Genomic DNA, 22,313 nt, shown 5'->3' with positions numbered 1-22,313 from the left:
TTAAAAATAAAAAAAGGAGTTTTTATAATGAAAAACTGGAAAAAATATGCTTTTGCATCTGCTAGCCTTGTAGCTTTAGCTGCCAGCCTTGCTGCTTGTGGAAACCTTAAAGGAAACAGCCAAAAAGCTGCTGATTCAGCATCAGGTGACAAACCTGTTATCAAAATGTACCAAATCGGTGACAAACCAGATAACTTGGATGAATTGCTAGAAAATGCAAACAAAATCATCGGAGAAAAAGTTGGTGCTAAATTGGATATCCAATACCTTGGTTGGGGTGACTACGGTAAGAAAATGTCAGTTATCACTTCATCAGGTGAAAACTATGATATCGCATTTGCAGATAACTACGTCGTAAACGCTCAAAAAGGTGCTTATGCTGACTTGACAGAATTGTACAAGAAAGAAGGAGCTGACCTTTACAAAGCTCTTGACCCAGCTTACATCAAAGGTAACACTGTAAACGGTAAGATCTATGCAGTTCCAGTTGCAGCCAACGTTGCATCTTCACAAAACTTTGCTTTCAACGGCCCACTTCTTGAAAAATATGGAATTGATATCTCAGGTGTAACTTCATACGAAACACTTGAACCAGTATTGAAACAAATCAAAGAAAAAGCTCCAGATGTAATGCCATTCGCTGTTGGTAAAAACTTTATCCCATCAGAAAACTTTGACTACCCAGTTGCAAACGGACTTCCATTCGTCATCGACCTTGAAGGCGATACTACTAAGATCGTTAACCGTTACGAAGTTCCTCGTTTCGTAGAACACTTGAAGACTCTTCACAAATTCTATGAAGCAGGATACATTCCAAAAGACGTAGCAACTAGCGATACTTCATATGACCTTACTCAAGATACTTGGTTTGTTCGCGAAGAGACAGTAGGACCTGCTGACTACGGTAGCAGCTTGCTTTCTCGTGTTGCTAACAGAGACATCCAAATCAAACCATTTACTAACTTCATCAAGAAAAACCAAACAACTCAAGTTGCTAACTTTGTAATCTCAAACAACTCTAAGAACAAAGAAAAAGCAATGGAAGTGTTGAACCTCTTGAACACTAACCCAGAACTCTTGAACGGTCTTGTTTACGGTCCAGAAGGCAAGAACTGGGAAAAAGTTGCAGGTAAAGAAAACCGTGTTAAAGTCCTTGATGGATACAAAGGAAACACTCACATGTCAGGATGGAACACTGGTAACAACTGGATCCTTTACATCAACGAAAACGTTACAGATGAACAAATTGCACAATCTAAGAAAGATTTGGAAACTGCAAAAGAATCTCCAGCGCTTGGATTCATCTTCAACACTGACAACGTGAAATCTGAAATCTCAGCTATCACTAACACTATGCAACAATTCGATACAGCTATCAACACTGGTACTGTAGACCCAGAAAAAGCTATTCCAGAATTGATGGAAAAACTTAAATCTGAAGGTGCTTACCAAAAAGTATTGGATGAAATGCAAAAACAATACGACGAATTCTTGAAAAGCAAATAATCGCAAGAACAATTGATTTCGTGTATTCATTCCTAAAAAGAGCGATCACTGCCTTATCTGGTTTTTCCAGATGAGGTGGTGATTCTTTTTTTAGTATTTACATATAATTATCTGCATTTTGTTCAGAGTTTTGCTCTAACATTTAACATTGGTTATAGACATATGAAAAAATACCATCTTATTTTCAAAACTAGTGCAATCTTATCCTACTTATTTTTCGTATATGGACTCTCTCAGCTAACACTGGTGGTTCAAAATTACTGGCAATTTTCTTCTCAGATTGGCAATTTTTTCTGGATTAAAAATCTTATCAGTCTTGTCTTTATTGGCCTCATGATTTGGATACTAGTCAAGGCAGGACATGGCTACCTTTTTGTTATTCCAAAGAAAAAATGGCTATGGTATACAGTTTTGACGGTTTTCGTAACTGTACTTTGCATATCTTTTAATTTTCAAACGGCAAGACATGTACAGTCAACTTCTGAGGGTTGGGCTGTACTAATCGGCTATAGTGGGACAAATTTTGCCGAGTTGGGTCTCTACCTGACCTTATTTTTCCTAGGGCCTCTGATGGAAGAATTGATTTATAGGGGTTTGTTCCAACACGCCTTCTTTAAAGATTCGAAGCTTGGACTTGACCTGATTCTTCCTTCGGTTTTATTTGCTCTTCCTCACTTTTCTAGCTTTCCAAATTTTTTAGATATTCTTGTTTTTTCGACATTTGGAGTATGTTGTGCTGGATTAACTCGTTATACCAAGAGTATCTATCCTAGCTATGCAGTCCATGTGATTAATAATATTGTAGCAACCTTGCCATTTTTGTTAACTTTTCTTCATCGAATATTTAGTTGAAACAAGATCTGAAAATGGGTCTTGTTTTTCATTTTTCGGTCAAATAAATTGCATTCGCTTTCTTGGGAGAGTATACTAGTATAGTTGAATGAAAAATTCTGATAATTTAATCTTAGAAAAGAGAATCAATCTTATGACAAAAGATATTCGAGTTTTACTTTACTATAAATATGTTCCCATCGAAAACGCGGAACAATTTGCTGCAGACCACTTGGCTTTCTGTAAGTCAATCGGCCTCAAAGGTCGTATCCTAGTCGCTGACGAAGGGATCAATGGAACTGTTTCTGGTGACTATGAGATCACGCAAAAATACATGGACTATGTTCACAGCCTTCCAGGTATGGAAGACCTCTGGTTCAAGATTGACGAGGAAAGTGAGCAAGCCTTCAAGAAGATGTTTGTTCGCTACAAAAAGGAAATCGTTCACCTTGGTTTAGAGGATGATAACTTTGACAACGACATCGACCCACTTGAAACGACAGGCGCTTACTTGTCTCCAAAAGAATTCAAAGAAGCTCTTCTAGACGAAGATACAGTTGTCCTTGATACTCGGAATGACTACGAGTACGATCTTGGTCACTTCCGTGGGGCTATTCGTCCAGATATCCGCAACTTCCGTGAGTTGCCACAATGGGTTCGTGACAACAAGGAAAAATTCATGGACAAGCGCGTCGTGGTTTACTGTACAGGTGGCGTTCGCTGTGAGAAATTCTCAGGCTGGATGGTCCGTGAAGGCTACAAAGATGTTGGCCAATTGCACGGAGGAATCGCAACTTACGGTAAAGACCCAGAAGTTCAAGGGGAACTTTGGGATGGGAAAATGTACGTTTTTGATGAACGTATTGCAGTCGATGTCAACCATGTCAATCCAACCATTGTAGGGAAAGATTGGTTTGATGGAACACCATGTGAACGCTATGTCAACTGTGGAAATCCATTCTGTAACCGTCGTATCTTGGCATCAGAAGACAACGAAGATAAATATCTCCGTGGTTGCTCACACGAGTGCCGTGTTCACCCACGTAATCGCTATGTTTTAGAATATGAATTGACACAAGACCAAGTCATCGAGCGTCTAGCAGCGATTGGTGAGAACCTAGATCATTCTGAAGTTGTATAATAAATATTAACAGTCCTGACGGGCTGTTTTTCTATGCTTTTGACCAAAAAATCTTAAATTTGTTTCTGCATCTTTCAGGAAAATGGTGTATACTATATGTAAACGATTTCAAAGGAGACCATTTATGGTGAAAACATTTTTTATTCCAAATAAACAAAGTATTTTAGGACAACAGGAGATTCTAACAGCTAAGTCAGTCTTGGCCCTAGTAGATGGCTTAGAGTCACATAGTTATGATGCTGTCTACCTCCGTCAACCTCTCAATCGCCTTGAGTATATCGAGTGTGGAATCGTAGGTAAGTCTCAATTTCTCTTTAAAGTTCGATATCTAGATGCTCAAAAAGGCTATCAAGTAATCATTCCTGACTTGATTACAAGAGCTGACTGGGTGATTGTAGAAGCTCTCTTGCAAGCCTTGTCTAGCAAGGTTGGTGAATCTGTTGAAGGTTTGTCAGACTTTGATTTGGAAGACTATTTCCAAGAAACTGTTAAAAACTATCTAGCTGATAAGGATGCTCGTTTGGCCTTCTGCCAAGGAATTCTATCAACTATTTACTTTGATAAGAAGGACTTAGAAAGCTTCCTAGAAGAAGATGGCTTGGCACGTTTTGAAGAGCTAGTTAAGAGGGTTCAAGGGTCAGATGCTTATCCTGCAAGTGCTAAATTCTACCCAGATAGTGAGGGTAAGGTTCATGGAATCTACCACCTGGCTCAGGGGGTTAAGACCATTTTGCCCAAAGGGCCTGTTGTTCCTGTGCCTTATGTTGAGCAGTTGGCTGGTAAGGATCTTGTCTGGGAGATTGACCTGGTGAAAATATCTGGAGATGGTTCTAAGCCTGAAGACTATGAAGTAGTAGCTAGACTGGATTACCAAGCCTTTTTAGAAGTTCTTCCAAAGGAACTTTGTCAGGATTTGGATGCCAACCAAGTAGAGGTAGGACCAGTTTCAGGAGAGGATTTTGAAGCTTTAGCAAATAGATAAATAAGGAATCTGTGACAAAAGTTTCTATAAAGTTAAAAAGCGGACAAGATTAGTTTTCTGATTATCAGAATTCTGTCTTGTTCGCTTTTTTTGTTTTTAAAATTTTATAGTAATGATACTCTAAAGCTAATATCTTTCTATCTCGCTACCTTTATTTTACATAAAAGCTAGGATTCGTAGATATTCAAAAACCAGAGTCATTTCTGCTAGGAAGAAGAGAAATAGGATACCACCGTTAACTAGAAATGCTAAGAGAAGGCGATAGAAGGAGTCAGTTTGGCTATCTTTACTTGGTCTTGAGATGGTATAGAGGTTGGCAAGAAGTACCAGACCAATGCTAATGAGGCAGAGAAGAGCCGCAAAGCGTAGACTATTAAAGAAGGCAAAGAAACTCGCAATACCCGTGAGCAGGAGAGGAAGGGCGAAGAGTCTGCTGTACTCTTGCAAGGCTTTTTCCAGTGTCCAGTCATTGTCCTGATTGACAAAACGTTTAACCACGAATCCACCCATAAGGATAGAAAAGAAGAATAAGCTTGTCGCTACCAAGATGGAGAAGATAGAAAAGAGATTCAGTGAAGGGAACTGCTCGACGGCATGAGAGTTGATAGCCGCCATATGGCCGTAGTAGTCATGCTTGATATGATAAATCGCACAGAAGAAACTAAGAGCAGAAAAGATAGTCAGCAGGGTAAAGGCATTATAACTATGTTTTTTATCTGTATCAATGCTTGCTGTCGGTTCTTTAAGGGCTCCTTGTAGCCAAACCCAAAGATCAGCCAGTTCTTCTTTGAAAACTGCAAATACTGCTGTTTTTGTAGATGCAGAATCTGGTAAAAATGGGCTTTCCAAAGACTTGCTAGTCAAAGATTGACTTTTCTGAGAAGCTTCTTTAACAGGTTCTTCTGACTCGTCTATCTTTTCTAATTTTTCAGCGAGTTCTTCAGTCTCTACAGTTTCCTCACTAGTTTCCTTATCTTCTGGGTTGGCTTGAGGATTTTCCTCAACTACCGGCGCCTCTTCTCTTGTCTCTGCATCTTCTTCAAGGAGAACTGAGTCGGATGGGCTATCTTTTTTATCATTGTTGGCTGTTTTCTCGAAATCAGCACTTTCAAACCATTCTTGAGTCATAATAGACCTCCCTTTTTTTGATTAATTTTTGAGTAGTAACTACTAGTTGTCTTTATTCATGATTTCTATAAGAAAGCAAGCGATCTTATTATGGGAAATAGATACTTTGATTCGATTTTGCGACGAGGAGATCTTGCGTATCTTTTTTTTCTGTTTTGTAAGGGTTCGCTAATGCTTCACCTTTACTACCTCCCGTAGGTATGTCACGTCTGTCTCGATGCCAACGATAGATATCACCATGTTCAGCAGAAAACTCAACATTGATTCGCTCAAGTTCCTTTTGAGATAACTCGAGTGAGATATCTTTTCTTGCCTCGAATTCCACTCGACCATGCACTTGGATATCGTCTGCCTTGATATGTTGATGGTCTGCTTGGATACGACTATCTGTTAGACTGGTTTCAAATACATTGACAATGCCAGTTGTGATCAGTTGGCTATTTTTAATCTCGCTATCAGTGATACGAAGAAGATAGCCATTTGACAGAATCTTGGCATTGCTGAGTTTTGCATTAGCAATTGAAAGGATACGATGGTTTACCTGGGCAGTTAGATTTTTTAAGTCTTTTCCTCTTGGTAATGAGAGAACAACTTCATCATTGCGGCTAGAAATTCCGCTTGCGATAAAGAGGATACCTTCGATACTAGAACCTATAGAGCGACGTGTAGTTGATTTGGTATCAGTTATTTCAAGACTTTTCTCTTTAATAGAGTGTTGAAGATTTTCTTTTTCAGAGATGGTCGGGTGATACTGAAGGTGAATCTTATCATCGTTTGACTCCGTAATGACGAGCGAATGTTCTTTCAGTGAGATGTTAAGGTTTTCGATATCTTGATCAAAAACGAGTTCTTCCATTCGACTTTCAAATACTGGATTTTGAGACATTGCAAGGAGGCTTCTGACTCCGTCTGTTTGGATGCCGATGATCATCATGGAAAAACCGATGATACTGGTAACAACACCAAAGATAAGAAATCCTTTTGTCCATTTACGCATGTCTTTCACCTCTCTTTCCTCTATTAAGAATCCATTGGATAAGTCGAAGGACTAGTAATCCAAAGAAACGTGCTACATAGGAAGTCGCTAGTAAGACTAGAGACGAAGCTCCGATCGCTAGTAAACCTCCACCAAAAATCAGTACAAAAGCAGATGTCGATTCAGCCAGAACGTAGAAGCTTTCAAATAGGAGAACGCCTCCTAGGATTAGTCCAGCTACTGATACAGCAAAGAAGGCTATAAGTACGCTGACAGCGGCGATAAAAATGCCGATGATAGACATGAGAAGACCAATTCCGACCGGAATTCCGATAGGAGCTGCAAGAAGGGCTAGTAGAGCGATGCGTAAAATATGGCGGTCGTTCTTACTGGAATTTTCTTCGTTGATTTTCTTATCAAGAAGTGTAGTCAGGACATCATGGGCAGCTTCTTTTGGACTTCCCAGGCTAGCGATAAGCTCCTCCTCACCTTCTGGACCCGCATCATCAAAGAGTTCTTTGAAGTAATCCATGGCTTCAATGCGATCAGATTGAGGAAGCTTCATCAGATAGGCTTCAAGCTGATTCAAATATTCAGTTCTTGTCATGGCGAATGCTCCCTTCTATGATGCCATTGATCGTGTCAGTGTAGAGTGTCCATTCTTCTCTGAGTACAAATAGTTGCTCCTCCCCAATCTCTGTCAAGGAGTAGTACTTCCGCATCCGACCTTGGTATTCGCGAGAGTATGTGGTCAGATAGCGGTTGGTATCCAGTTTTTTCAAGATGGGGTAGAGGGTAGATTCCTTGATTTTGGCAATGAGTTTAATGGTTTGGCTAATCTCATAACCATAGGAATCCCCTTGTTCTAGGATGGCCAAGATGAGAAATTCAATCAAGGCCGCTGATGTTGGAAAATACATGGGGCACCTCCTTTTTTAGTATGTAAAAATTTTATATATAATTATTCTATACATACATCATACATCTATTTGTAAGCCCTGTCAAGTAATATGTGTAAAATTTTTATATATAAAAATCTCCTAGTAAAAACTAGAAGATTGGAGGCTGTTTTGCGTTACTTTGAGGCAATGCTTATCTGTAATCCTTATCATAAATGGGCGGAAGATAAAAATACTTGTCTTCAATCTTGATTCTAGCACAGAGGATGCCGTTTTGATAGACATATCCGTTAAATGGAGGATAGCTATCCAAGTTTTCTAGGATATTCTTAGGCAAAGATCTGAAATTGTAATCCCTCAGAGCCCCAGAACCAATCAATCTTTCAGTCCGATAAGCCTTGATTTCTTTTTCATATTTTTTGAGAAATGCTTCTCGTTTGCTTTCAAAGAGAGCCAAATCTCCGTCATCTAACTCGTAATAGCGGTCATAAGCAGCAATCCAAGAAATATAAACACACAGTAAAGATTTTTCTATCTCAGGAGAGTAGCCAATTGTAAAGTAATTTTCTTTGTCGACCTGCCGATTTTCGACTGTGATAGTCTGTATAAAGTTAGTCATGATAATCTCCGTTTCAAGAATGAATTAGAAAGGCTTCTCATTTAAAAATCTTTTAGCTCATCAAAGATTTCTATAAATTTTTCTTTGTCCATCCCTAAATCTTCAGGTAGTAAATCTAAGATCTCGACCAAGGCATCATAGATATCCTCTCTCTCGATTGTTTCAATAAAACAGTTACGCTTGTCCATTTTATTGAAACCTTGAGTATACTCTCTTATGAGGGCTTCTATGTGTTTTATAGTGTCCTCGTTGGGGTTTTCTAGAAGCTTTCTAACACTTGCTCTAGTCTTTCTATATAGAGAGGCTGCTTTTTTTGCGTTTGCTGTTGAAATATTCTCTTGTCCATCCCATGAGCGAAATGGATTGTCTAGGTTTTGGGCTAGCCATTCAGCTTTTCTTGGTTTTGTTATCCAAAGATTCAGTCCCTTGTCTTGCTGTTTTTTATAATATTTTTTGGCTACTTTAGCGGCCTCTTCTGGTAAGCTGCTCATCCAAAACATGCTTAATCGAGGTAAATCTTCTGGTTTGGGAATATCTTTTGCAGTAAAGCCAAACAAATCCACAGTGGAAAATATGACTAACTCTTTTAACTCTGATAATTTATGGAAATTAAGAATATGACCAGGTTTCCCCCACAATCTTAATTCCCTAAGCCTTGGATAGTTATTCAAGATTTGAGCAAAGTCTATTTCAAGGATGTTTGAACAATGGATAGCTCCTAAATCTTTTAATCCCAGCACCTTGGGTAGAGAGTTGTCAAGGTGTAATCGTAAGCTGGCTCCATGGTCTTTTACAAGTATCTGACAATTGTCGCTCATGTCTCCTAATAAGACTAGCTCCTCCAAATCATCGTTCAGTCTAAGTTCCTCTACGCCTGTCAAATCAATGGAAAGCCGATGTATGGATGTCTTAGAAAAATCCAGTTTTGTTTGTCCATGATTTTCAAGAACTAGTTCTGTAATAAAAGGAGTTGACTGCAAATACTTATATAAATTTTTGTGCCATCTCGTTAATGCCAACTTAGATAAACAAGGAAAGACCTTTAATTCTAATGCGTCTTCAAAAGGCGTCCACTCGTCATTGATATTGTGTTTAGAGATACGACACTCATTTCCTGCAAATGAAACTCTTTCCTGGCTTTTATCTGCTTTCTTAAATAAATCTCTTTTTTCTTTTGGTATTTCTTGCCATTTCAGTTGCCTATAAATATCGTAACCATTTCCCCAAAACATAGCATAAGTATTGGTGCTTTCAGTTGTTAATGGTGTTGTATTACCAATAAAAATATAATGTGACGGTACATGAATATCAACATTACTAAGATGTAAGTTTCTTTCCCAGTACATAAAATCTATATAGAGTGGCTTCAAAGAAGATAGTTCTTCTTCTCTAAGAGGTTGTTTTCCTGACCAGTCTAAAGACAGTAGGACAGCCTGCGGCTTTTTCTCCCCCTCTTCTATCTTGGTTATCTGACAAGCTGTGTATTTTTTTAGATGGAAATTGTAAACACAATAGACGTCCCCTGCTTTTGCTGGCATACAAATTTCTCCTTACATGATTCAATGGTCTTTGGTTAATCGAGATTTTTTATCCAATCAAAATTACTTAATGGCATTAAAACAATCATAAATGCAGACGTTTATAATTTCTACTTTAGCATCGCATCAACTATCAATTCCCAAAGTAATAATCTTTTATGTACTCAAATAGTGTTACTCCTAATAAATTGTAACCGGAGCTTTCCTAGCTTTATTATACCATTTTTGCGCGTAGGAACAGCAGTATGCTTGGTAAATCTATACTTTTTAAAATGTTGTGAAGATCCAAAAAAACCAGACTCAGTCTGGCTTGAAAAGTATGTTTATCTGTGGTAAATTCTAAAACCTTTTTAGAGGATTTTCTTAGTTTTATCTACCATAAAGAGGGAGATTGTCATGATGATATCAATGATGAGGAGAGCCATTACAGCTGGGACCCAGGATTGAAATATGTCAAAACTATAGCCAAACAGAGTTGGTCCAAATGCTGCTAGGATGTAACCACCGGTCTGGGCAAGTCCAGATAATTGGGCCGTTTTTTCAGGAGAGCTTGTTTTAATAGAGAAGCAAACCATGAGATAAGGAAAGAGAGCACTACAGGCTGTACCAATTAAGAGGTGGATTACCAGCCAGTAGAGGAAGTTATTGCTCGGGTATAGAAGCATAGCAATTCCAAGCATTCCAGCGAGAGAGATGACTGTCAGCATGATTTGACGGTGACGATTGGACAAACGAGTTGTTAAACTTGGAATGGTCATCGAGAAGGGAATACTAATCAGTGAAAAGATAGAAGCCAGAAGACCAGCGTCCGTATGAGATAGTCCAGCACTGATGGCCATGGTTGGTAACCAGGTCATACTGGTATAAAAGAGTAGGGATTGGAGTCCACCGAATACAATAATAGCCCAAACGTTCTTGTCTTTTAGAATGTTCTCTTTCTTTTGTTTTTTCTCATGTCCTTCTAGAAAATGATTGTGACGATGATTGGGGAACCAGACAGCTAAAGTGAGTAGGCAGACAAAGGATAGGCAGAGGATCAAGCCTTTCCAAGATGTCGCCTGAGTAATGGGAACAGAGAGATAGGAAGCAAGAGCTGTTGCGATTCCCATGGAAGTCACATAAACCGTCGTTAGGAGACTAATCTTTTGTGGATAGTTGGCCTGAATGGCGCTAGGAAGGAGTACGTTAAAAATAGCGATACTTGCTCCGATGAGTAAAGTTCCCAGATAGAGTAGAGGAAGATTGAAGATGCGAATCACTGAACCGATTGTCAAGACAAGGAGACTATAGGTAAAAAGGTGCTCAAGTCCAATCTTTTGAGCCAAACGGGTCGCAAAAGAGGAGAAAAGAGCAAACATTAAGAGAGGAAGGCTGGTCAAAACTCCAAGTGAGCTGACCTCAACTCCTAAACCTTGAGCAATATCTCCTAAAATAGTCGGTAAGGCCGTAAAAGGAGCTCTTAAGACCGCTCCTATTAAGATAATTCCTAGAATAAAAAAGAGTGATCGTTTTTTCATGTGAACCTCAATAAACTGATTTTGATAACAGCTTATTTTAAGTTTTTTTCTAAGAGATGTCAAGCTAGAGCAGGGAGATTCGGTGTTTTACTTAAACTAAATAAAAGTAAAGAAGGACGAGTTGTTTACTAGTTTTTTTCTGGGATTCAAATAAAAATAGGAAAGTCAGGAAATTTGTGATAAAATAGTGAAAGAAAATATATAAATTGGAGAAAAACTGTGTCTGAAAATAGGAAATTTAGCGTCTTAATGTCAGTCTACATCAAAGAAAATCCTGTCTTTTTGGAAGAGGCTGTAAAAAGTATCTTACATCAAACGCTCAAACCTAGTGAAGTGGCTATCGTTGAAGACGGTCCACTGACACCTGAACTATATCAAGTGTTGGAAAAGTTGGCAGCACAGTCAAGTATTCCAATCAAACGTTGTCCGCTTGAGCAAAATCGCGGCTTAGGTTTGGCGCTTCAGTACGGTGTCTTACAGTGCCAATATGACGTCATTGCTCGTATGGATACAGATGATATTGCAGTTGAAGACCGTTTCGAACAACAGTTTGACTTGATGGAAAAGGAAAACTTGGACTTGCTGGGAGGTCATATCGCAGAATTTATTGACCAACCTGATGAAATAGTGTCCTATCGTCGCGTTCCTATCAAGCACGAAGAGATTATCGCCTACCAACGCATGAGAAGTGCCTTCAATCACATGACGGTCATGTTCAAAAAAGAGATGGTTTTAAAAGCAGGCAACTATGAAGATGGCCTTTATATGGAAGATGATCTCCTTTGGCTCAATATGATTAGCGCTGGTGCTCGAACTGGAAATGTGGATCAGATTCTTTGTAAGGTGCGCGTGGGAGCGGGGATGTTTGAACGCCGTGGTGGTCTTCGTTATCTCAAACTCTATCGCCAAGCACGTCAAAGAATGCATGCGCGTGGACAGATTTCTTATGGTGAATATCTGAAAAGTGTTTTAATCCAAGTTGTCGTTGCCCTATGTCCAGGCTTTTTGCGACAGTTTATATTTTTAAAACTATTGAGAAAAAGCAAATAGCTCATCAGTTTAAAAAAACATCTTGTAATTACTAGAAAATGTGACTTTGTGTAGGAGGATACCATTCACATGAATAAAAAAATGACAGATTATGTAATTGATCTGGTTGAAGTGTTAAATAAACAACAAAAACAAGTCTTTTGGGGGATTTTTGATGCTGCCAGCATGATTTCCTCAATCATTGTTTCTTATATCTTGTTTTATGGATTGATCAATCCAGCTCCTGTGGACTATGTCATCTATACAAGTTTGACCTTCCTTTTCTATCAAATCATGATTGGATTCTGGGGGCTCAATGCTAGTATTAGTCGCTATAGCAAAATCACAGACTTTATGAAGATATTCATCGGAGTAAGTGTCAGTAGTGTCTTGTCTTATCTTCTTTGTTATGCCTTCTTGCCACTTTTCTCTGTGCGCTTTATTGTCCTCTTTATCTTGTTGACAACCTTCTTGATTCTCTTCCCTCGTATCACTTGGCAGTTGATCTATTCTAGACGTAAAAAGAGTGATGGAGAAGGGGAACATCGTCGTACCTTCTTGATTGGTGCGGGAGACGGTGGAGCTCTCTTTATGAACAGCTACCAGCATCCTACGAGTGATCTTGAGTTAGTGGGTATTTTGGACAATGATGAAAAGAAAAAAGGTCAAAAACTAGGAGGAATCCCAGTCTTAGGATCTTATGAACAGTTACCAGAACTCTCAAAACGTCATCAGATTGAAAAAGTTATCGTTGCGATTCCTTCTCTTGATCCATCCGAGTATGAGCGTATCCTAAAAATGTGTAACCAACTTGGCTTGAAGTGTTATAAGATGCCCAAGATTGAGTCGGTTGTACAAGGATTGCATCCTCAGGTAGGTGGTTTCCAAAAAATCGATATTACGGACCTTTTGGGACGTAAAGAAATTCAACTAGATGAGTCACGCCTAGGCTCAGAAATTACTGGAAAAACCATCTTAGTGACAGGTGCAGGAGGTTCTATCGGGTCTGAGATTTGCCGTCAGGTTAGTCGCTTTAATCCAGAGCGCGTGGTTCTCTTGGGGCATGGGGAAAACTCCATTTATCTGATCTATCATGAATTGATTCGTAGCTTCCAAGGAATTGACTATGTTCCTGTGATTGCAGACATCCAAGACTACGATCGCTTGCTTCAAGTATTTGAGCAGTACCAACCAGCCATTGTTTACCATGCTGCTGCCCATAAGCACGTGCCAATGATGGAACGTAATCCAAAAGAAGCCTTTAAGAATAATATCCTCGGAACTTACAATGTTGCCAAGGCAGTTGACGCCGCTAAGGTACCGAAGATGGTCATGATTTCGACAGATAAGGCTGTTAATCCACCAAATGTTATGGGAGCTACCAAACGTGTGGCAGAGTTGATTGTTACAGGATTTAACCAACGTAGCCAGTCTACCTATTGTGCGGTTCGTTTTGGGAATGTTCTTGGTAGCCGTGGTAGTGTGATTCCAGTCTTTGAGCGTCAGATTGCAGAGGGTGGTCCAGTGACTGTGACAGACTTCCGTATGACTCGTTACTTTATGACCATTCCAGAAGCTAGCCGTTTGGTGATCCATGCAGGAGCTTATGCTAAAGATGGAGAAGTTTTTATCCTTGATATGGGCAAACCAGTTAAGATTTATGATTTGGCCAAGAAAATGGTTCTTCTCAGTGGACGTACTGAAAATGAAATTCCAATTGTAGAAGTGGGAATCCGTCCAGGTGAGAAACTCTATGAGGAGTTGTTGGTATCTACTGAATTGGTTGATAATCAAGTCATGGATAAGATTTTTGTTGGTAAAGTTAATGTCATGCCACTTGAAGTTATAGATCAAAAGATTGAAGAATTCCGTATCTTGCAAGGTTCAGAGTTGAAGCAAGCCATTATTGGTTTTGCAAATGAAACAACTCACACTCATTAAAAAAGAAAAAGGTATGATTCCTAGCTTCATGTTAAAAGCAAGTGGAATCATACCTTTTATGATAACGAATGGTCCTTTACCGATTTTTATACGAACTTGTTATTGTTGAACATTTATGGTAAACTAAATTTATACTATTTGAAAATCAAAGTAAATAAGGTCTGTGTTGTTTTACTGTACTTAGATATGGTTTATAACTGACTTTCTGATTTGTTTTTCAATTTTCATGGAGTATGAATTAAAAAATTTGGGAGTAACTTATGATTAACGCATATAAGAATTTCTTTAAAGGTTATGTAGATTTTACAGGCCGTTCAACACGCTCAGAATATTGGTGGATTTGGCTAGGAAATATGATTCTTTATATTCCTTTCTTCTTCACATACGGAAATGCTATAGCTAATCCACGAAATGAGAGTGCTCTAGTGGCTTTGGGTGGAATTGCTATTATCTATATGATTTTCGGTATAGCACTTTTCTTACCTGGACTTGCATTGACAGTTCGTCGACTACGTGATGCTGGTTTCCACTGGGCTCTAATCTTTATCATTTTTATTCCCATGGTTGGACCTCTTGCTCTTTTAGTTTTGTTAGCTATGCCAACGAAACAAGTAGAAGTAGTGACCATCAATGAAACTGAAGAAGTTGTAGAAGTTTCACCATTCGAAGAATCAGACAAAAACTAAGAAGTTTAGGTTTTGCAAGTGAAACTGTTTTAGAGTTTTCTTTATATTGTTAGGCAAATATCTAACACTCCCATATCTAAAATAGATTTGGGAGTGTTTTAGAACAATGAGGCTGCTTTATAGTATACAGTTGTTAAAAAGGAGAAATATCTTGTTTAGGGCTTATATAAATCTTTTGAAAGGTTATGTAGAGTTTGTAGGACGCTCAACACGTCCAGAGTATTGGTGGGTTTGGCTGATGAATCATATCTTGTTCCTACCCCTGTATATCCTTATCTTCAATAAAGAGATAAACCAAGGTCCTTCTCTGAACTTTACTTTAGTTATATTGGTTGTTAGTATTTATGCCATTTTGGCTCTACTCTTTTTGTTGCTACTTTAGCGTTAAAGATTCGACGTTTGCGTGATGGAGGTTTCCACTGGGCCTTTATCTTCCTTCACTTTGTTCCAATGGTCGGACGTTTTGCTCTATTAGTTCTGCTAGCGATACCAAGTAAGGAAGTAGAAATAGTAACAATCAATAGACCTAAAGAAGTTGAAAACGAAGAAGCTACCCCCTTTGAATAATTGGACGAATACGGGGAGTGTCATTCTCCTCATTAAGATCAGACAAAAAGCTCCCAAACCTAACTTTTAGGCTGGGAGTCTTTTGTTTAACGTTTTAATTGTAGATGCTGTAAAATGTCTGCCGGGTGGTGAGCAACCCAGTCAGGTTGATAGGTTAGGAGTTCTTTCTCGTCACCGAATCCCCAAGTCACTGCTAGTTTTTTAATGCCAGTTTCTTGGGCGCCAATCATATCAAACTTGGTATCTCCAACAATAACCACTTTTTCTGGAGCTAAATCATGTGTTGTTAAAGCTTGACGAATAACATCTGCCTTGTGCAGTGCTTGAGGGTTAGAACCATAGATACCATCAAAGAATTGATTGATCTCAAAGTTGCTTGTCATATCAATTGCAGTTGGTGTATTCTTCGTAGTAGTGATATAGAGTGGGTATTGTTGAGCTAGTTCAGTTAGCAGGTCTTTGATTTGTGGAAAGAGCTGGGCTTCGTAAACTCCCTTTTCTTTATAGTAGAAACGATAAAGCTGGATAGCTGTCTCAATTTGATCTGTAGGGAGACAACTAGCGAAACTAGTTTCCAAAGGAGGTCCCATAAAACCACGGATGGTTTTTGCATCTGGACTAGGGACTCCCAGTTGTTCAAAAGTATAGGTGAACCCATTGTGAATACCGACTGAGCTATCTACAAGGGTTCCGTCTAAATCAAAAAAGATGGCTGATAGAGATGACATTGATTCTCCTAGTAATTTTGAAATTATTCACCGAAGATTTCTTTTTGAAGGCGACGACCTGTCGGTGTGGCAGCAAGGCCTCCCTCGGCAGTTTCACGAAAGGCGGTTGGAAGACTAGAGCCCACTTGGTACATGGCATCAATGACCTCATCAACTGGGATTTTTGATTCAATACCAGCTAAAGCCATGTCGGCTGCGATGAAGGCAAAACTTGCTCCCATGGCATTCCGCTTGACACAAGGAACTTCAACCAAACCTGCAACGGGGTCACAGATAAGACCGAGCATGTTTTTGATAACGAAGGCGATAGCCTGGCTCGCTTGATAAGGTGTTCCACCTGCAGCTAGAGTTAGGGCAGCGGCACTCATGGCTGAAGCTGAACCGACTTCGGCCTGGCAGCCACCTTCGGCTCCCGAGATAGAAGCGTTGTTAGCAATCACGAGTCCAAAAGCACCTGCAGCGAATAAGAAGTCTAGTTGTTGTTCATGAGTTAAATCCAACTTTTCAATAGCAGATGTGAGAACTGCGGGAAGACAACCTGCGCTACCTGCGGTCGGTGTCGCACAAACAAGACCCATCTTGGCATTGTGCTCATTAACGGCGATAGCGTTACGGGCGGCAGACAAGACAGTGAAGTCTGATAGGGTATTTCCTTTTTTGATGTAGTGGTCGAGCTTGGCAGCATCTCCACCTGTTAAGCCACTACGAGATTTTTTTTCACTAAGACCAAGCTCAACTGAAGCTTTCATGACTTCAAGGTTGCGCTCCATGAGGAGGAGAACTTCTTCACGTTCACGACCGGTTAGCTCAAACTCAGTCCTAATCATGAGTTCAGCAACATTGCCTTGAAAATCAAGTTCGGCTTGTTTGACTAATTCTTTGATAGAGTAAAACATATTTTCTCCTATTGAAAGAAATTGACATTGTGCAGATGAGGAATTTTACGAATCTCTTCGATAGATTCATCACAGTTGCGACTATCAACTTCGATAATCATAATGGCTTTCTCGCCAGCTTTTTCGCGAGTTACATTCATCTGAGCGATATTGATGTCAAAGCGAGAGAGGGCCTCTGTTACGTGAGCAATCATACCTGGAACATCCTGATGAACGATGATGATGGTAGGAGTGTTCATGTTGAGGGATACCGCAAAACCATTGAGCTCTGTCACTTGGATATTACCACCCCCGATTGAAATTCCTGTTACACTGATGGTCTTGTGCTCATTCTTAACAGTGATTTTCGTAGTGTTTGGGTGAGGGGCGTTACTGTCTTTCTGGATAGTCCAGACTATTTTGATGCCACGCTTGTGGGCGATTTCTAAACTATTTGGAATTTCTGGATCATCTGTGTCCATTCCCAAGATTCCAGCGACAAGGGCTAGGTCAGTTCCATGCCCGCGATAGGTTTTTGCAAAAGAATTAAAAAGCTGGAACTCAACCTCGGTTGGAGTATCGTCAAAGATAGAAGAGACGATTTTACCGATACGAACAGCTCCTGCCGTGTGACTACTAGATGGGCCAATCATGACTGGTCCAATGATATCAAAGACAGATTGAAAACGAAGTGATTGCATCTGTTTCCCCTTAAAAAGATTCTTAACTCTATTATATCAAAGATTAGATGCAAGCGCTCAATTCCATGATCAAATATCTAAAATCCCCATAAAGCCTCTAAAATCAAGCCTTTTGTAACAAAAAGAGGCTATTTAAGTGAAATAAAACATCGTCTTGTAACATTTCTACATAAAACCGTCAAGAAACAGTAATAATAGTAGGGTATGATGGAAATATAAGAAAGAAGGAGAATCTTTTAATATGAAATCAACAACTAACAAAATTAAAACAGGACTTGTAGGAGTAGTAGCAGCGCTTGCTTTCCTTGCACCATCACTTACTTTTGCACAAGAAACAACAACTTACACAGTAAAATCAGGTGACACTCTATCAGGAATCGCTGAAAAATACAATACAACTGTTGAAAAATTGGCAGAAAAAAATAAGATTAAAGATATTCATTTGATCTATGTAGACCAAGTATTGGTTATTGATGGTGAAGCACCAGCAACTCCAACTAATTCAGCTGCGACAGCAGAAGCTCCAGTAGCAGCACCTGCAGCTTCTGAAGCAACAACTTATGAAGCACCAGCAGCAAGCATAACTGTTGCAGAAGAAACCGTTGCTACAACAGAAACTTCAGCATCAACTTCAACCGTCAGCGGATCTGAAGCAGAAGCTAAAGAATGGATCGCTCAAAAAGAATCAGGCGGTAGCTACACAGCTACAAACGGACGTTACATCGGACGTTACCAATTGACAGATTCATACTTGAACGGTGACTACTCAGCAGAAAACCAAGAACGTGTAGCAGACGCTTATGTAGCAGGACGTTACGGTTCATGGACAGCTGCTAAGAACTTCTGGCTTAACAACGGTTGGTACTAAGAACTAACTAGCAGAATAAGATGCAAAAGTCGAGGGATTTCCTCGACTTTTTTATATTTCCTTTACTTGATAACAGGTCTCTACTTCCTTTTTGAGGTGAGATAGCATTGAGGTTTCATCGGTTAACTCCAGAAGGGAGAAGCCCTTTTGAATAAGATGATCATTACTAGTACAAATACCTATTCGAACATAGGCGATAGCTAAAATATCGTATCTTTTCTTTTTCTTAGCATCCTCTAGTAAGGTGTAGCAGATTTGTTGACAGGTATTTTTATCTTGATTGTACAAGTAAATGGTGGACAGATTGAGTAGGATTGCCATTCGTAATTCATATAAATGTCGATAGTTTTTATATTCTTCCAAGCGCTGCAAGATTTGTTCAGTGATCAGATGGAGGTGTTCAATGGGAAAGCTGAAAAGGATGGTATTGAGGATTTTTAGGTCACTTTCATACCATGTATCTTGTTTTTCAATTTTTTCCCAAAGCTTTTTGACCGTTTGTTTCACTTGGATTGAAAGTTGCCTTGTTCCATGTTGACGGATATAAATGACAATTTCCAGCATATCTCTGATTTCCTCTATAGGGATATCGTGATGAATCTTAAGATAGTCTTGGCATGTTTCAAATAAATTGACTAGACTACTGGTACCAAAGATGGAACTTGTATTGAGATAGGTTTGCATGATTTCTGTTCGCTGGCTCGGTCTATAGAGATGGCAGATGTATTCAAACTCTTCAAAACTCATATTGATTTGACGGAGAAGAAACTCCATGTTTTCATATTTGGGAGTTGCCTTGCCACTTTCAAACTTGGAAAGGCTGGTTCTTGAAAGGACATTTCCACAGACCTCTTCTTGTGTCAATCCTTTTGACTCACGTATTTCTTTATATACTTTCCCGAAATCATAGCGCATGATTTTCTCCTTTTCGTGAAAAAAGTTAACAAATAATAAAATCCTATTAAAAATATTGTATCATAAGAATATAGAAATTAAATATGGGGTATCATGTAGCTAGAAAATAAAGATTGGAGGTTGTTTCAATGCGTAAAAATAGAGATATATTTCGGGTAATCATTGTCTTTGTGGTAGGGGTTATGTTGATTCTAGCAACCCCAGTGTTATTTAGAGTTGTTATAGAACTACTGTCAAAATAAAATCTGCATTGAGTAGATTCATTAGGATCTCAAATCTTTACATGTTTCATCAATTTCTTTTAGTTAGAAGTCCGATTTTTCATTTACCATATTTATATTCATAGAAATTCTAGTCAAGAAAGTAAAGTGGATATCATGAGAAGAAAATAAGAAAGGTGATTTTATCTATAGTAGGTAGAATCTAAAAAAAAATTATGACTCATTTAAAATTTTATATCAAATCCGTTCTTTGTTCATTGGTATTGTTTATCCTTTTAATTCTTTTTATTAAAAATATATATTACCCTGCTCTAAAGATAACTATTGAAGTTATTATGACGTTTTCGATAGGTAGTCTTTTTTATGCCATTTTTTGTAAAACAAATCGTGCTGCTTTTCTGCCAATTTCGGTTGTTTTATTTTTGCTGACACTCTATTTGCTGGGAGGATAGTATTTTAGCAGGAATTTTGTCAGTTTGCATTTTTTCTTGGAGAAATTCTGACGATTGAAATCTTAGTGGCTTTAAGTGGAGTAAATTTGCTATCAAGATTTTTCAAAAAAAAGAGAAGTCAATAGAGTTGTTAATGGATTATTAAGACGAAAGGTAAAATTGGGATATTTAAAATGAAACATTTTTTTGCTGGAATTGGTGAAATAAACTTTATAAATTATCTATTGTATATGTGTGTAGGACTAGCCCCTCTTTTTCATATATATGTCATAGGTTCGGAAATGAGTTTTGTGAAAATAGTATTACCTATTTTGGGAATTATATTTGTTTGTATTTTAACTATTGCTCGAATTTATAGGACTTTTTTCTATAAAGAATAGTTTGGAATGAATAAGTGTCTTATGCAAGAGGTTGCCAGATTTGTCAGCCTCTTTCTTGTCTTCTCCAACCAAGCATGTTATAATGAAAACTGCTCAAACGACCTTCAATCGTGAAGCACACACGACCTTCAATCGTGAATAAACGAATAGATGGGAGAACTACCATGAGTGATAACTCTAAAACACGTGTTGTCGTGGGGATGAGTGGTGGTGTTGATTCGTCGGTGACGGCTCTTTTGCTCAAAGAGCAGGGTTACGATGTGATCGGTATCTTCATGAAGAACTGGGATGACACAGATGAAAACGGCGTCTGTACGGCGACCGAAGATTACAAGGATGTGGCTGCGGTGGCAGACCAGATTGGCATTCCTTACTACTCTGTCAATTTTGAAAAAGAGTACTGGGACCGCGTTTTCGAGTATTTCCTAGCGGAATACCGTGCAGGACGCACGCCCAATCCAGACGTTATGTGTAACAAGGAAATCAAGTTTAAGGCCTTTTTGGACTATGCTATGACCTTGGGTGCAGACTATGTGGCAACTGGGCACTATGCCCGTGTGTCGCGTGATGAGGATGGCATCGTTCACATGCTTCGTGGCGTGGACAATGGCAAGGATCAGACCTATTTCCTCAGCCAACTTTCACAAGAACAACTCCAAAAGACCATGTTCCCTTTGGGACATTTGGAAAAACCTGAAGTTCGCAGACTAGCAGAAGAAGCAGGCCTTGCAACTGCTAAGAAGAAAGACTCAACAGGGATTTGCTTTATCGGAGAAAAGAACTTTAAAGAATTTCTCAGCAACTACTTACCAGCTCAGCCTGGCCGCATGATGACTGTGGATGGTCGCGATATGGGCGAACATGCAGGCCTTATGTATTATACAATTGGTCAGCGTGGCGGACTCGGTATCGGTGGACAACACGGCGGTGACAATGCACCTTGGTTTGTTGTTGGAAAGGATTTGAGCCAAAACAACCTCTATGTAGGCCAAGGATTCTACCATGATTCGCTCATGTCAACAAGCTTAGAGGCTAGTCAAGTCCACTTTACTCGTGAGATGCCAGAGGAATTTACGTTAGAATGCACGGCTAAATTCCGCTATCGTCAGCCTGACTCTAAAGTGACTGTACATGTCAAAGGGGATAAGGCAGAGGTCATCTTTGCGGAGCCACAGCGCGCCATCACACCAGGACAGGCAGTTGTCTTTTACGACGGTGAAGAGTGTCTCGGTGGTGGGTTGATTGACAATGCCTACCGTGATGGCAAGGTTTGTCAGTACATTTAAGAGCTTCTAAGAGGAATGAGAATGTTTCAGTTTTTTAAGAAAAAAACGGCTAAAAAAGAGAAGTCAATGACTCTTTCTGACTATAAGAAAGAGTATCTGAGGGAGAAAACGACAGAATCGATAGAGGCCTTGTTTAAGGAATTGAAGCAAGCTAAAGTCTGGGTTCCCTTCAATCCTTATCTGATGGATGAGAGTGACGAACAAGAAGGCGCTCGCCTAAAACCGGATATTCTGCAAAAGGGAGATGACTACTTTTATCCTTGCTTCTTAGAAATTCAGGACATCCCCAAGGACTATTATGCCCGATTTTCTTGGTTGCAATTGCCTCTTACGGACTGTTTGTTTGCTGCGGAAGGGATGGAGAGTTTTCCTGTGAGAGGGATTGTTCTAGATGCCTTCTCTGACCCAGTTGAGATTGACAAAGGAGCTTTTGAAGCAATTCGCCAATCATAGTACATATAGATTGACAAATTTTCTCAATTTGCTACAATAATAAAAGCAATAGAAATGATGGTCAAAGCTCATGG

22 protein-coding genes and 1 pseudogene are annotated in these 22,313 nt (G+C 39.3%); 12 read left to right on the top strand and 11 right to left on the bottom strand.

The window, feature by feature from the left end:
* Window positions 1-27 precede the first annotated feature (27 nt).
* From O3633_RS06320 to O3633_RS06305, 4 genes are all read left to right on the top strand, one after another.
* On the top strand, window positions 28-1,506 hold the full coding sequence (locus tag O3633_RS06320; RefSeq protein ID WP_371620754.1) for an ABC transporter substrate-binding protein: 1,479 nt from the start codon (window positions 28-30) through the stop codon (window positions 1,504-1,506).
* A gap of 162 nt (window positions 1,507-1,668) precedes the next feature.
* Window positions 1,669-2,358: a CPBP family intramembrane glutamic endopeptidase gene (locus O3633_RS06315; protein ID WP_371620753.1), complete on the top strand. Its 690-nt coding sequence runs from the start codon at window positions 1,669-1,671 to the stop codon at window positions 2,356-2,358.
* Between the two features lie 133 nt (window positions 2,359-2,491).
* Complete coding sequence (trhO, locus tag O3633_RS06310) at window positions 2,492-3,478, top strand: oxygen-dependent tRNA uridine(34) hydroxylase TrhO (protein ID WP_371620752.1); 987 nt, start codon at window positions 2,492-2,494, stop codon at window positions 3,476-3,478.
* Window positions 3,479-3,602: 124 nt separating this feature from the next.
* Window positions 3,603-4,460: a DUF4299 family protein gene (locus tag O3633_RS06305; RefSeq protein WP_371620751.1), complete on the top strand. Its 858-nt coding sequence runs from the start codon at window positions 3,603-3,605 to the stop codon at window positions 4,458-4,460.
* 156 nt (window positions 4,461-4,616) lie between these two features.
* Here the strand turns inward: O3633_RS06305 and O3633_RS06300 are convergent, their stop codons facing one another.
* The 7 genes from O3633_RS06300 to O3633_RS06270 all read right to left on the bottom strand — a co-directional run bounded on the left by O3633_RS06300 (window position 4,617) and on the right by O3633_RS06270 (window position 11,137).
* On the bottom strand, window positions 4,617-5,588 hold the full coding sequence (locus tag O3633_RS06300; RefSeq protein WP_371620750.1) for a DUF6574 domain-containing protein: 972 nt from the start codon (window positions 5,586-5,588) through the stop codon (window positions 4,617-4,619).
* Between the two features lie 88 nt (window positions 5,589-5,676).
* The gene (locus O3633_RS06295) at window positions 5,677-6,585 is read right to left on the bottom strand and encodes a DUF4097 family beta strand repeat-containing protein (protein WP_371620749.1); all 909 of its coding nucleotides are present in this window, start codon (window positions 6,583-6,585) and stop codon (window positions 5,677-5,679) included.
* The gene (locus O3633_RS06290; protein ID WP_371620748.1) at window positions 6,578-7,171 is read right to left on the bottom strand and encodes a DUF1700 domain-containing protein; all 594 of its coding nucleotides are present in this window, start codon (window positions 7,169-7,171) and stop codon (window positions 6,578-6,580) included. Before O3633_RS06290 ends, O3633_RS06295 begins: the two co-directional genes overlap by 8 nt.
* Entirely contained in the window at window positions 7,158-7,484 is a 327-nt protein-coding gene (locus O3633_RS06285) for a PadR family transcriptional regulator (protein ID WP_006149048.1), read from the bottom strand. The genes O3633_RS06290 and O3633_RS06285 overlap by 14 nt, the downstream gene beginning before the upstream one ends.
* A 172-nt stretch (window positions 7,485-7,656) precedes the next feature.
* On the bottom strand, window positions 7,657-8,082 hold the full coding sequence (locus O3633_RS06280) for a hypothetical protein (protein WP_371620747.1): 426 nt from the start codon (window positions 8,080-8,082) through the stop codon (window positions 7,657-7,659).
* Between the two features lie 41 nt (window positions 8,083-8,123).
* Window positions 8,124-9,620: a gliding motility protein gene (locus O3633_RS06275; RefSeq protein ID WP_371620746.1), complete on the bottom strand. Its 1,497-nt coding sequence runs from the start codon at window positions 9,618-9,620 to the stop codon at window positions 8,124-8,126.
* A gap of 350 nt (window positions 9,621-9,970) precedes the next feature.
* Window positions 9,971-11,137 (bottom strand): CynX/NimT family MFS transporter, encoded by a 1,167-nt coding sequence (locus O3633_RS06270; RefSeq protein WP_049530311.1) that lies wholly within the window; start codon window positions 11,135-11,137, stop codon window positions 9,971-9,973.
* A gap of 249 nt (window positions 11,138-11,386) precedes the next feature.
* Between O3633_RS06270 and O3633_RS06265 the strand changes: the two genes are divergently transcribed.
* From O3633_RS06265 to O3633_RS06250, 4 genes and pseudogenes are all read left to right on the top strand, one after another.
* Entirely contained in the window at window positions 11,387-12,187 is an 801-nt protein-coding gene (locus O3633_RS06265) for a glycosyltransferase (RefSeq protein WP_371620745.1), read from the top strand.
* 69 nt (window positions 12,188-12,256) lie between these two features.
* Window positions 12,257-14,107 (top strand): nucleoside-diphosphate sugar epimerase/dehydratase, encoded by a 1,851-nt coding sequence (locus tag O3633_RS06260; RefSeq protein ID WP_049530309.1) that lies wholly within the window; start codon window positions 12,257-12,259, stop codon window positions 14,105-14,107.
* A gap of 260 nt (window positions 14,108-14,367) precedes the next feature.
* Window positions 14,368-14,793 (top strand): DUF805 domain-containing protein, encoded by a 426-nt coding sequence (locus tag O3633_RS06255; protein ID WP_049530308.1) that lies wholly within the window; start codon window positions 14,368-14,370, stop codon window positions 14,791-14,793.
* 151 nt (window positions 14,794-14,944) lie between these two features.
* A pseudogene (locus O3633_RS06250) lies at window positions 14,945-15,360 on the top strand (DUF805 domain-containing protein).
* A gap of 86 nt (window positions 15,361-15,446) precedes the next feature.
* Here O3633_RS06250 and O3633_RS06245 read toward each other — a convergent pair.
* Genes O3633_RS06245 through sdaAB form a run of 3 tightly spaced genes read right to left on the bottom strand, consistent with a single transcriptional unit; the run spans window position 15,447 to window position 17,664 of the window.
* Window positions 15,447-16,088 (bottom strand): HAD hydrolase-like protein, encoded by a 642-nt coding sequence (locus tag O3633_RS06245; RefSeq protein ID WP_371620744.1) that lies wholly within the window; start codon window positions 16,086-16,088, stop codon window positions 15,447-15,449.
* A gap of 23 nt (window positions 16,089-16,111) precedes the next feature.
* Entirely contained in the window at window positions 16,112-16,984 is an 873-nt protein-coding gene (gene sdaAA, locus O3633_RS06240) for an L-serine ammonia-lyase, iron-sulfur-dependent, subunit alpha (protein WP_371620743.1), read from the bottom strand.
* An 8-nt stretch (window positions 16,985-16,992) separates the two neighbouring features.
* Window positions 16,993-17,664: an L-serine ammonia-lyase, iron-sulfur-dependent subunit beta gene (gene sdaAB / locus O3633_RS06235; RefSeq protein WP_001191178.1), complete on the bottom strand. Its 672-nt coding sequence runs from the start codon at window positions 17,662-17,664 to the stop codon at window positions 16,993-16,995.
* 241 nt (window positions 17,665-17,905) lie between these two features.
* On the opposite strand from sdaAB, the gene apf reads away from it, so the two are divergent.
* The gene (gene apf / locus O3633_RS06230; RefSeq protein WP_371620742.1) at window positions 17,906-18,532 is read left to right on the top strand and encodes an aggregation-promoting factor; all 627 of its coding nucleotides are present in this window, start codon (window positions 17,906-17,908) and stop codon (window positions 18,530-18,532) included.
* Window positions 18,533-18,583: 51 nt separating this feature from the next.
* Here the strand turns inward: apf and O3633_RS06225 are convergent, their stop codons facing one another.
* A complete protein-coding gene (locus O3633_RS06225) occupies window positions 18,584-19,447 on the bottom strand; it encodes a helix-turn-helix domain-containing protein (RefSeq protein ID WP_371620741.1) in 864 nt (287 codons plus the stop codon).
* An 846-nt stretch (window positions 19,448-20,293) separates the two neighbouring features.
* Here O3633_RS06225 and O3633_RS06220 point away from each other — a divergent pair.
* The 3 genes from O3633_RS06220 to O3633_RS06210 all read left to right on the top strand — a co-directional run bounded on the left by O3633_RS06220 (window position 20,294) and on the right by O3633_RS06210 (window position 22,239).
* Entirely contained in the window at window positions 20,294-20,500 is a 207-nt protein-coding gene (locus O3633_RS06220) for a hypothetical protein (protein WP_080982627.1), read from the top strand.
* A gap of 164 nt (window positions 20,501-20,664) precedes the next feature.
* Window positions 20,665-21,786, top strand: coding sequence for a tRNA 2-thiouridine(34) synthase MnmA (mnmA, locus tag O3633_RS06215; RefSeq protein WP_049530301.1), 1,122 nt, complete (start codon window positions 20,665-20,667; stop codon window positions 21,784-21,786).
* Between the two features lie 21 nt (window positions 21,787-21,807).
* Window positions 21,808-22,239 (top strand): SseB family protein, encoded by a 432-nt coding sequence (locus O3633_RS06210; RefSeq protein WP_049530300.1) that lies wholly within the window; start codon window positions 21,808-21,810, stop codon window positions 22,237-22,239.
* Window positions 22,240-22,313 lie beyond the last annotated feature (74 nt).

This window comes from Streptococcus sp. 27098_8_22 (assembly GCF_041432415.1).
Lineage (GTDB): Bacteria > Bacillota > Bacilli > Lactobacillales > Streptococcaceae > Streptococcus > Streptococcus pseudopneumoniae_M.
The sequence above is the reverse complement of the archived record's forward strand: the minus strand, read 5'-3'. Positions and strand labels throughout refer to the sequence as shown.

Coding starts and splice junctions, on each gene's coding strand:
- O3633_RS06210 (WP_049530300.1), top strand. CDS start 21,808: ATGTTTCAGTTTTTTAAGAAAAAAACGGCTAAAAAAGAGAAGTCAATG.
- apf (WP_371620742.1), top strand. CDS start 17,906: ATGAAATCAACAACTAACAAAATTAAAACAGGACTTGTAGGAGTAGTA.
- O3633_RS06275 (WP_371620746.1), bottom strand. CDS start 9,620: ATGCCAGCAAAAGCAGGGGACGTCTATTGTGTTTACAATTTCCATCTA.
- O3633_RS06265 (WP_371620745.1), top strand. CDS start 11,387: ATGTCAGTCTACATCAAAGAAAATCCTGTCTTTTTGGAAGAGGCTGTA.
- mnmA (WP_049530301.1), top strand. CDS start 20,665: ATGAGTGATAACTCTAAAACACGTGTTGTCGTGGGGATGAGTGGTGGT.
- O3633_RS06225 (WP_371620741.1), bottom strand. CDS start 19,447: ATGCGCTATGATTTCGGGAAAGTATATAAAGAAATACGTGAGTCAAAA.
- O3633_RS06245 (WP_371620744.1), bottom strand. CDS start 16,088: ATGTCATCTCTATCAGCCATCTTTTTTGATTTAGACGGAACCCTTGTA.
- O3633_RS06280 (WP_371620747.1), bottom strand. CDS start 8,082: ATGACTAACTTTATACAGACTATCACAGTCGAAAATCGGCAGGTCGAC.
- O3633_RS06300 (WP_371620750.1), bottom strand. CDS start 5,588: ATGACTCAAGAATGGTTTGAAAGTGCTGATTTCGAGAAAACAGCCAAC.
- sdaAA (WP_371620743.1), bottom strand. CDS start 16,984: ATGTTTTACTCTATCAAAGAATTAGTCAAACAAGCCGAACTTGATTTT.
- O3633_RS06220 (WP_080982627.1), top strand. CDS start 20,294: ATGAAACATTTTTTTGCTGGAATTGGTGAAATAAACTTTATAAATTAT.
- O3633_RS06315 (WP_371620753.1), top strand. CDS start 1,669: ATGAAAAAATACCATCTTATTTTCAAAACTAGTGCAATCTTATCCTAC.
- O3633_RS06285 (WP_006149048.1), bottom strand. CDS start 7,484: ATGTATTTTCCAACATCAGCGGCCTTGATTGAATTTCTCATCTTGGCC.
- O3633_RS06255 (WP_049530308.1), top strand. CDS start 14,368: ATGATTAACGCATATAAGAATTTCTTTAAAGGTTATGTAGATTTTACA.
- O3633_RS06260 (WP_049530309.1), top strand. CDS start 12,257: ATGAATAAAAAAATGACAGATTATGTAATTGATCTGGTTGAAGTGTTA.
- trhO (WP_371620752.1), top strand. CDS start 2,492: ATGACAAAAGATATTCGAGTTTTACTTTACTATAAATATGTTCCCATC.
- O3633_RS06305 (WP_371620751.1), top strand. CDS start 3,603: ATGGTGAAAACATTTTTTATTCCAAATAAACAAAGTATTTTAGGACAA.
- O3633_RS06295 (WP_371620749.1), bottom strand. CDS start 6,585: ATGCGTAAATGGACAAAAGGATTTCTTATCTTTGGTGTTGTTACCAGT.
- O3633_RS06320 (WP_371620754.1), top strand. CDS start 28: ATGAAAAACTGGAAAAAATATGCTTTTGCATCTGCTAGCCTTGTAGCT.
- sdaAB (WP_001191178.1), bottom strand. CDS start 17,664: ATGCAATCACTTCGTTTTCAATCTGTCTTTGATATCATTGGACCAGTC.
- O3633_RS06290 (WP_371620748.1), bottom strand. CDS start 7,171: ATGACAAGAACTGAATATTTGAATCAGCTTGAAGCCTATCTGATGAAG.
- O3633_RS06270 (WP_049530311.1), bottom strand. CDS start 11,137: ATGAAAAAACGATCACTCTTTTTTATTCTAGGAATTATCTTAATAGGA.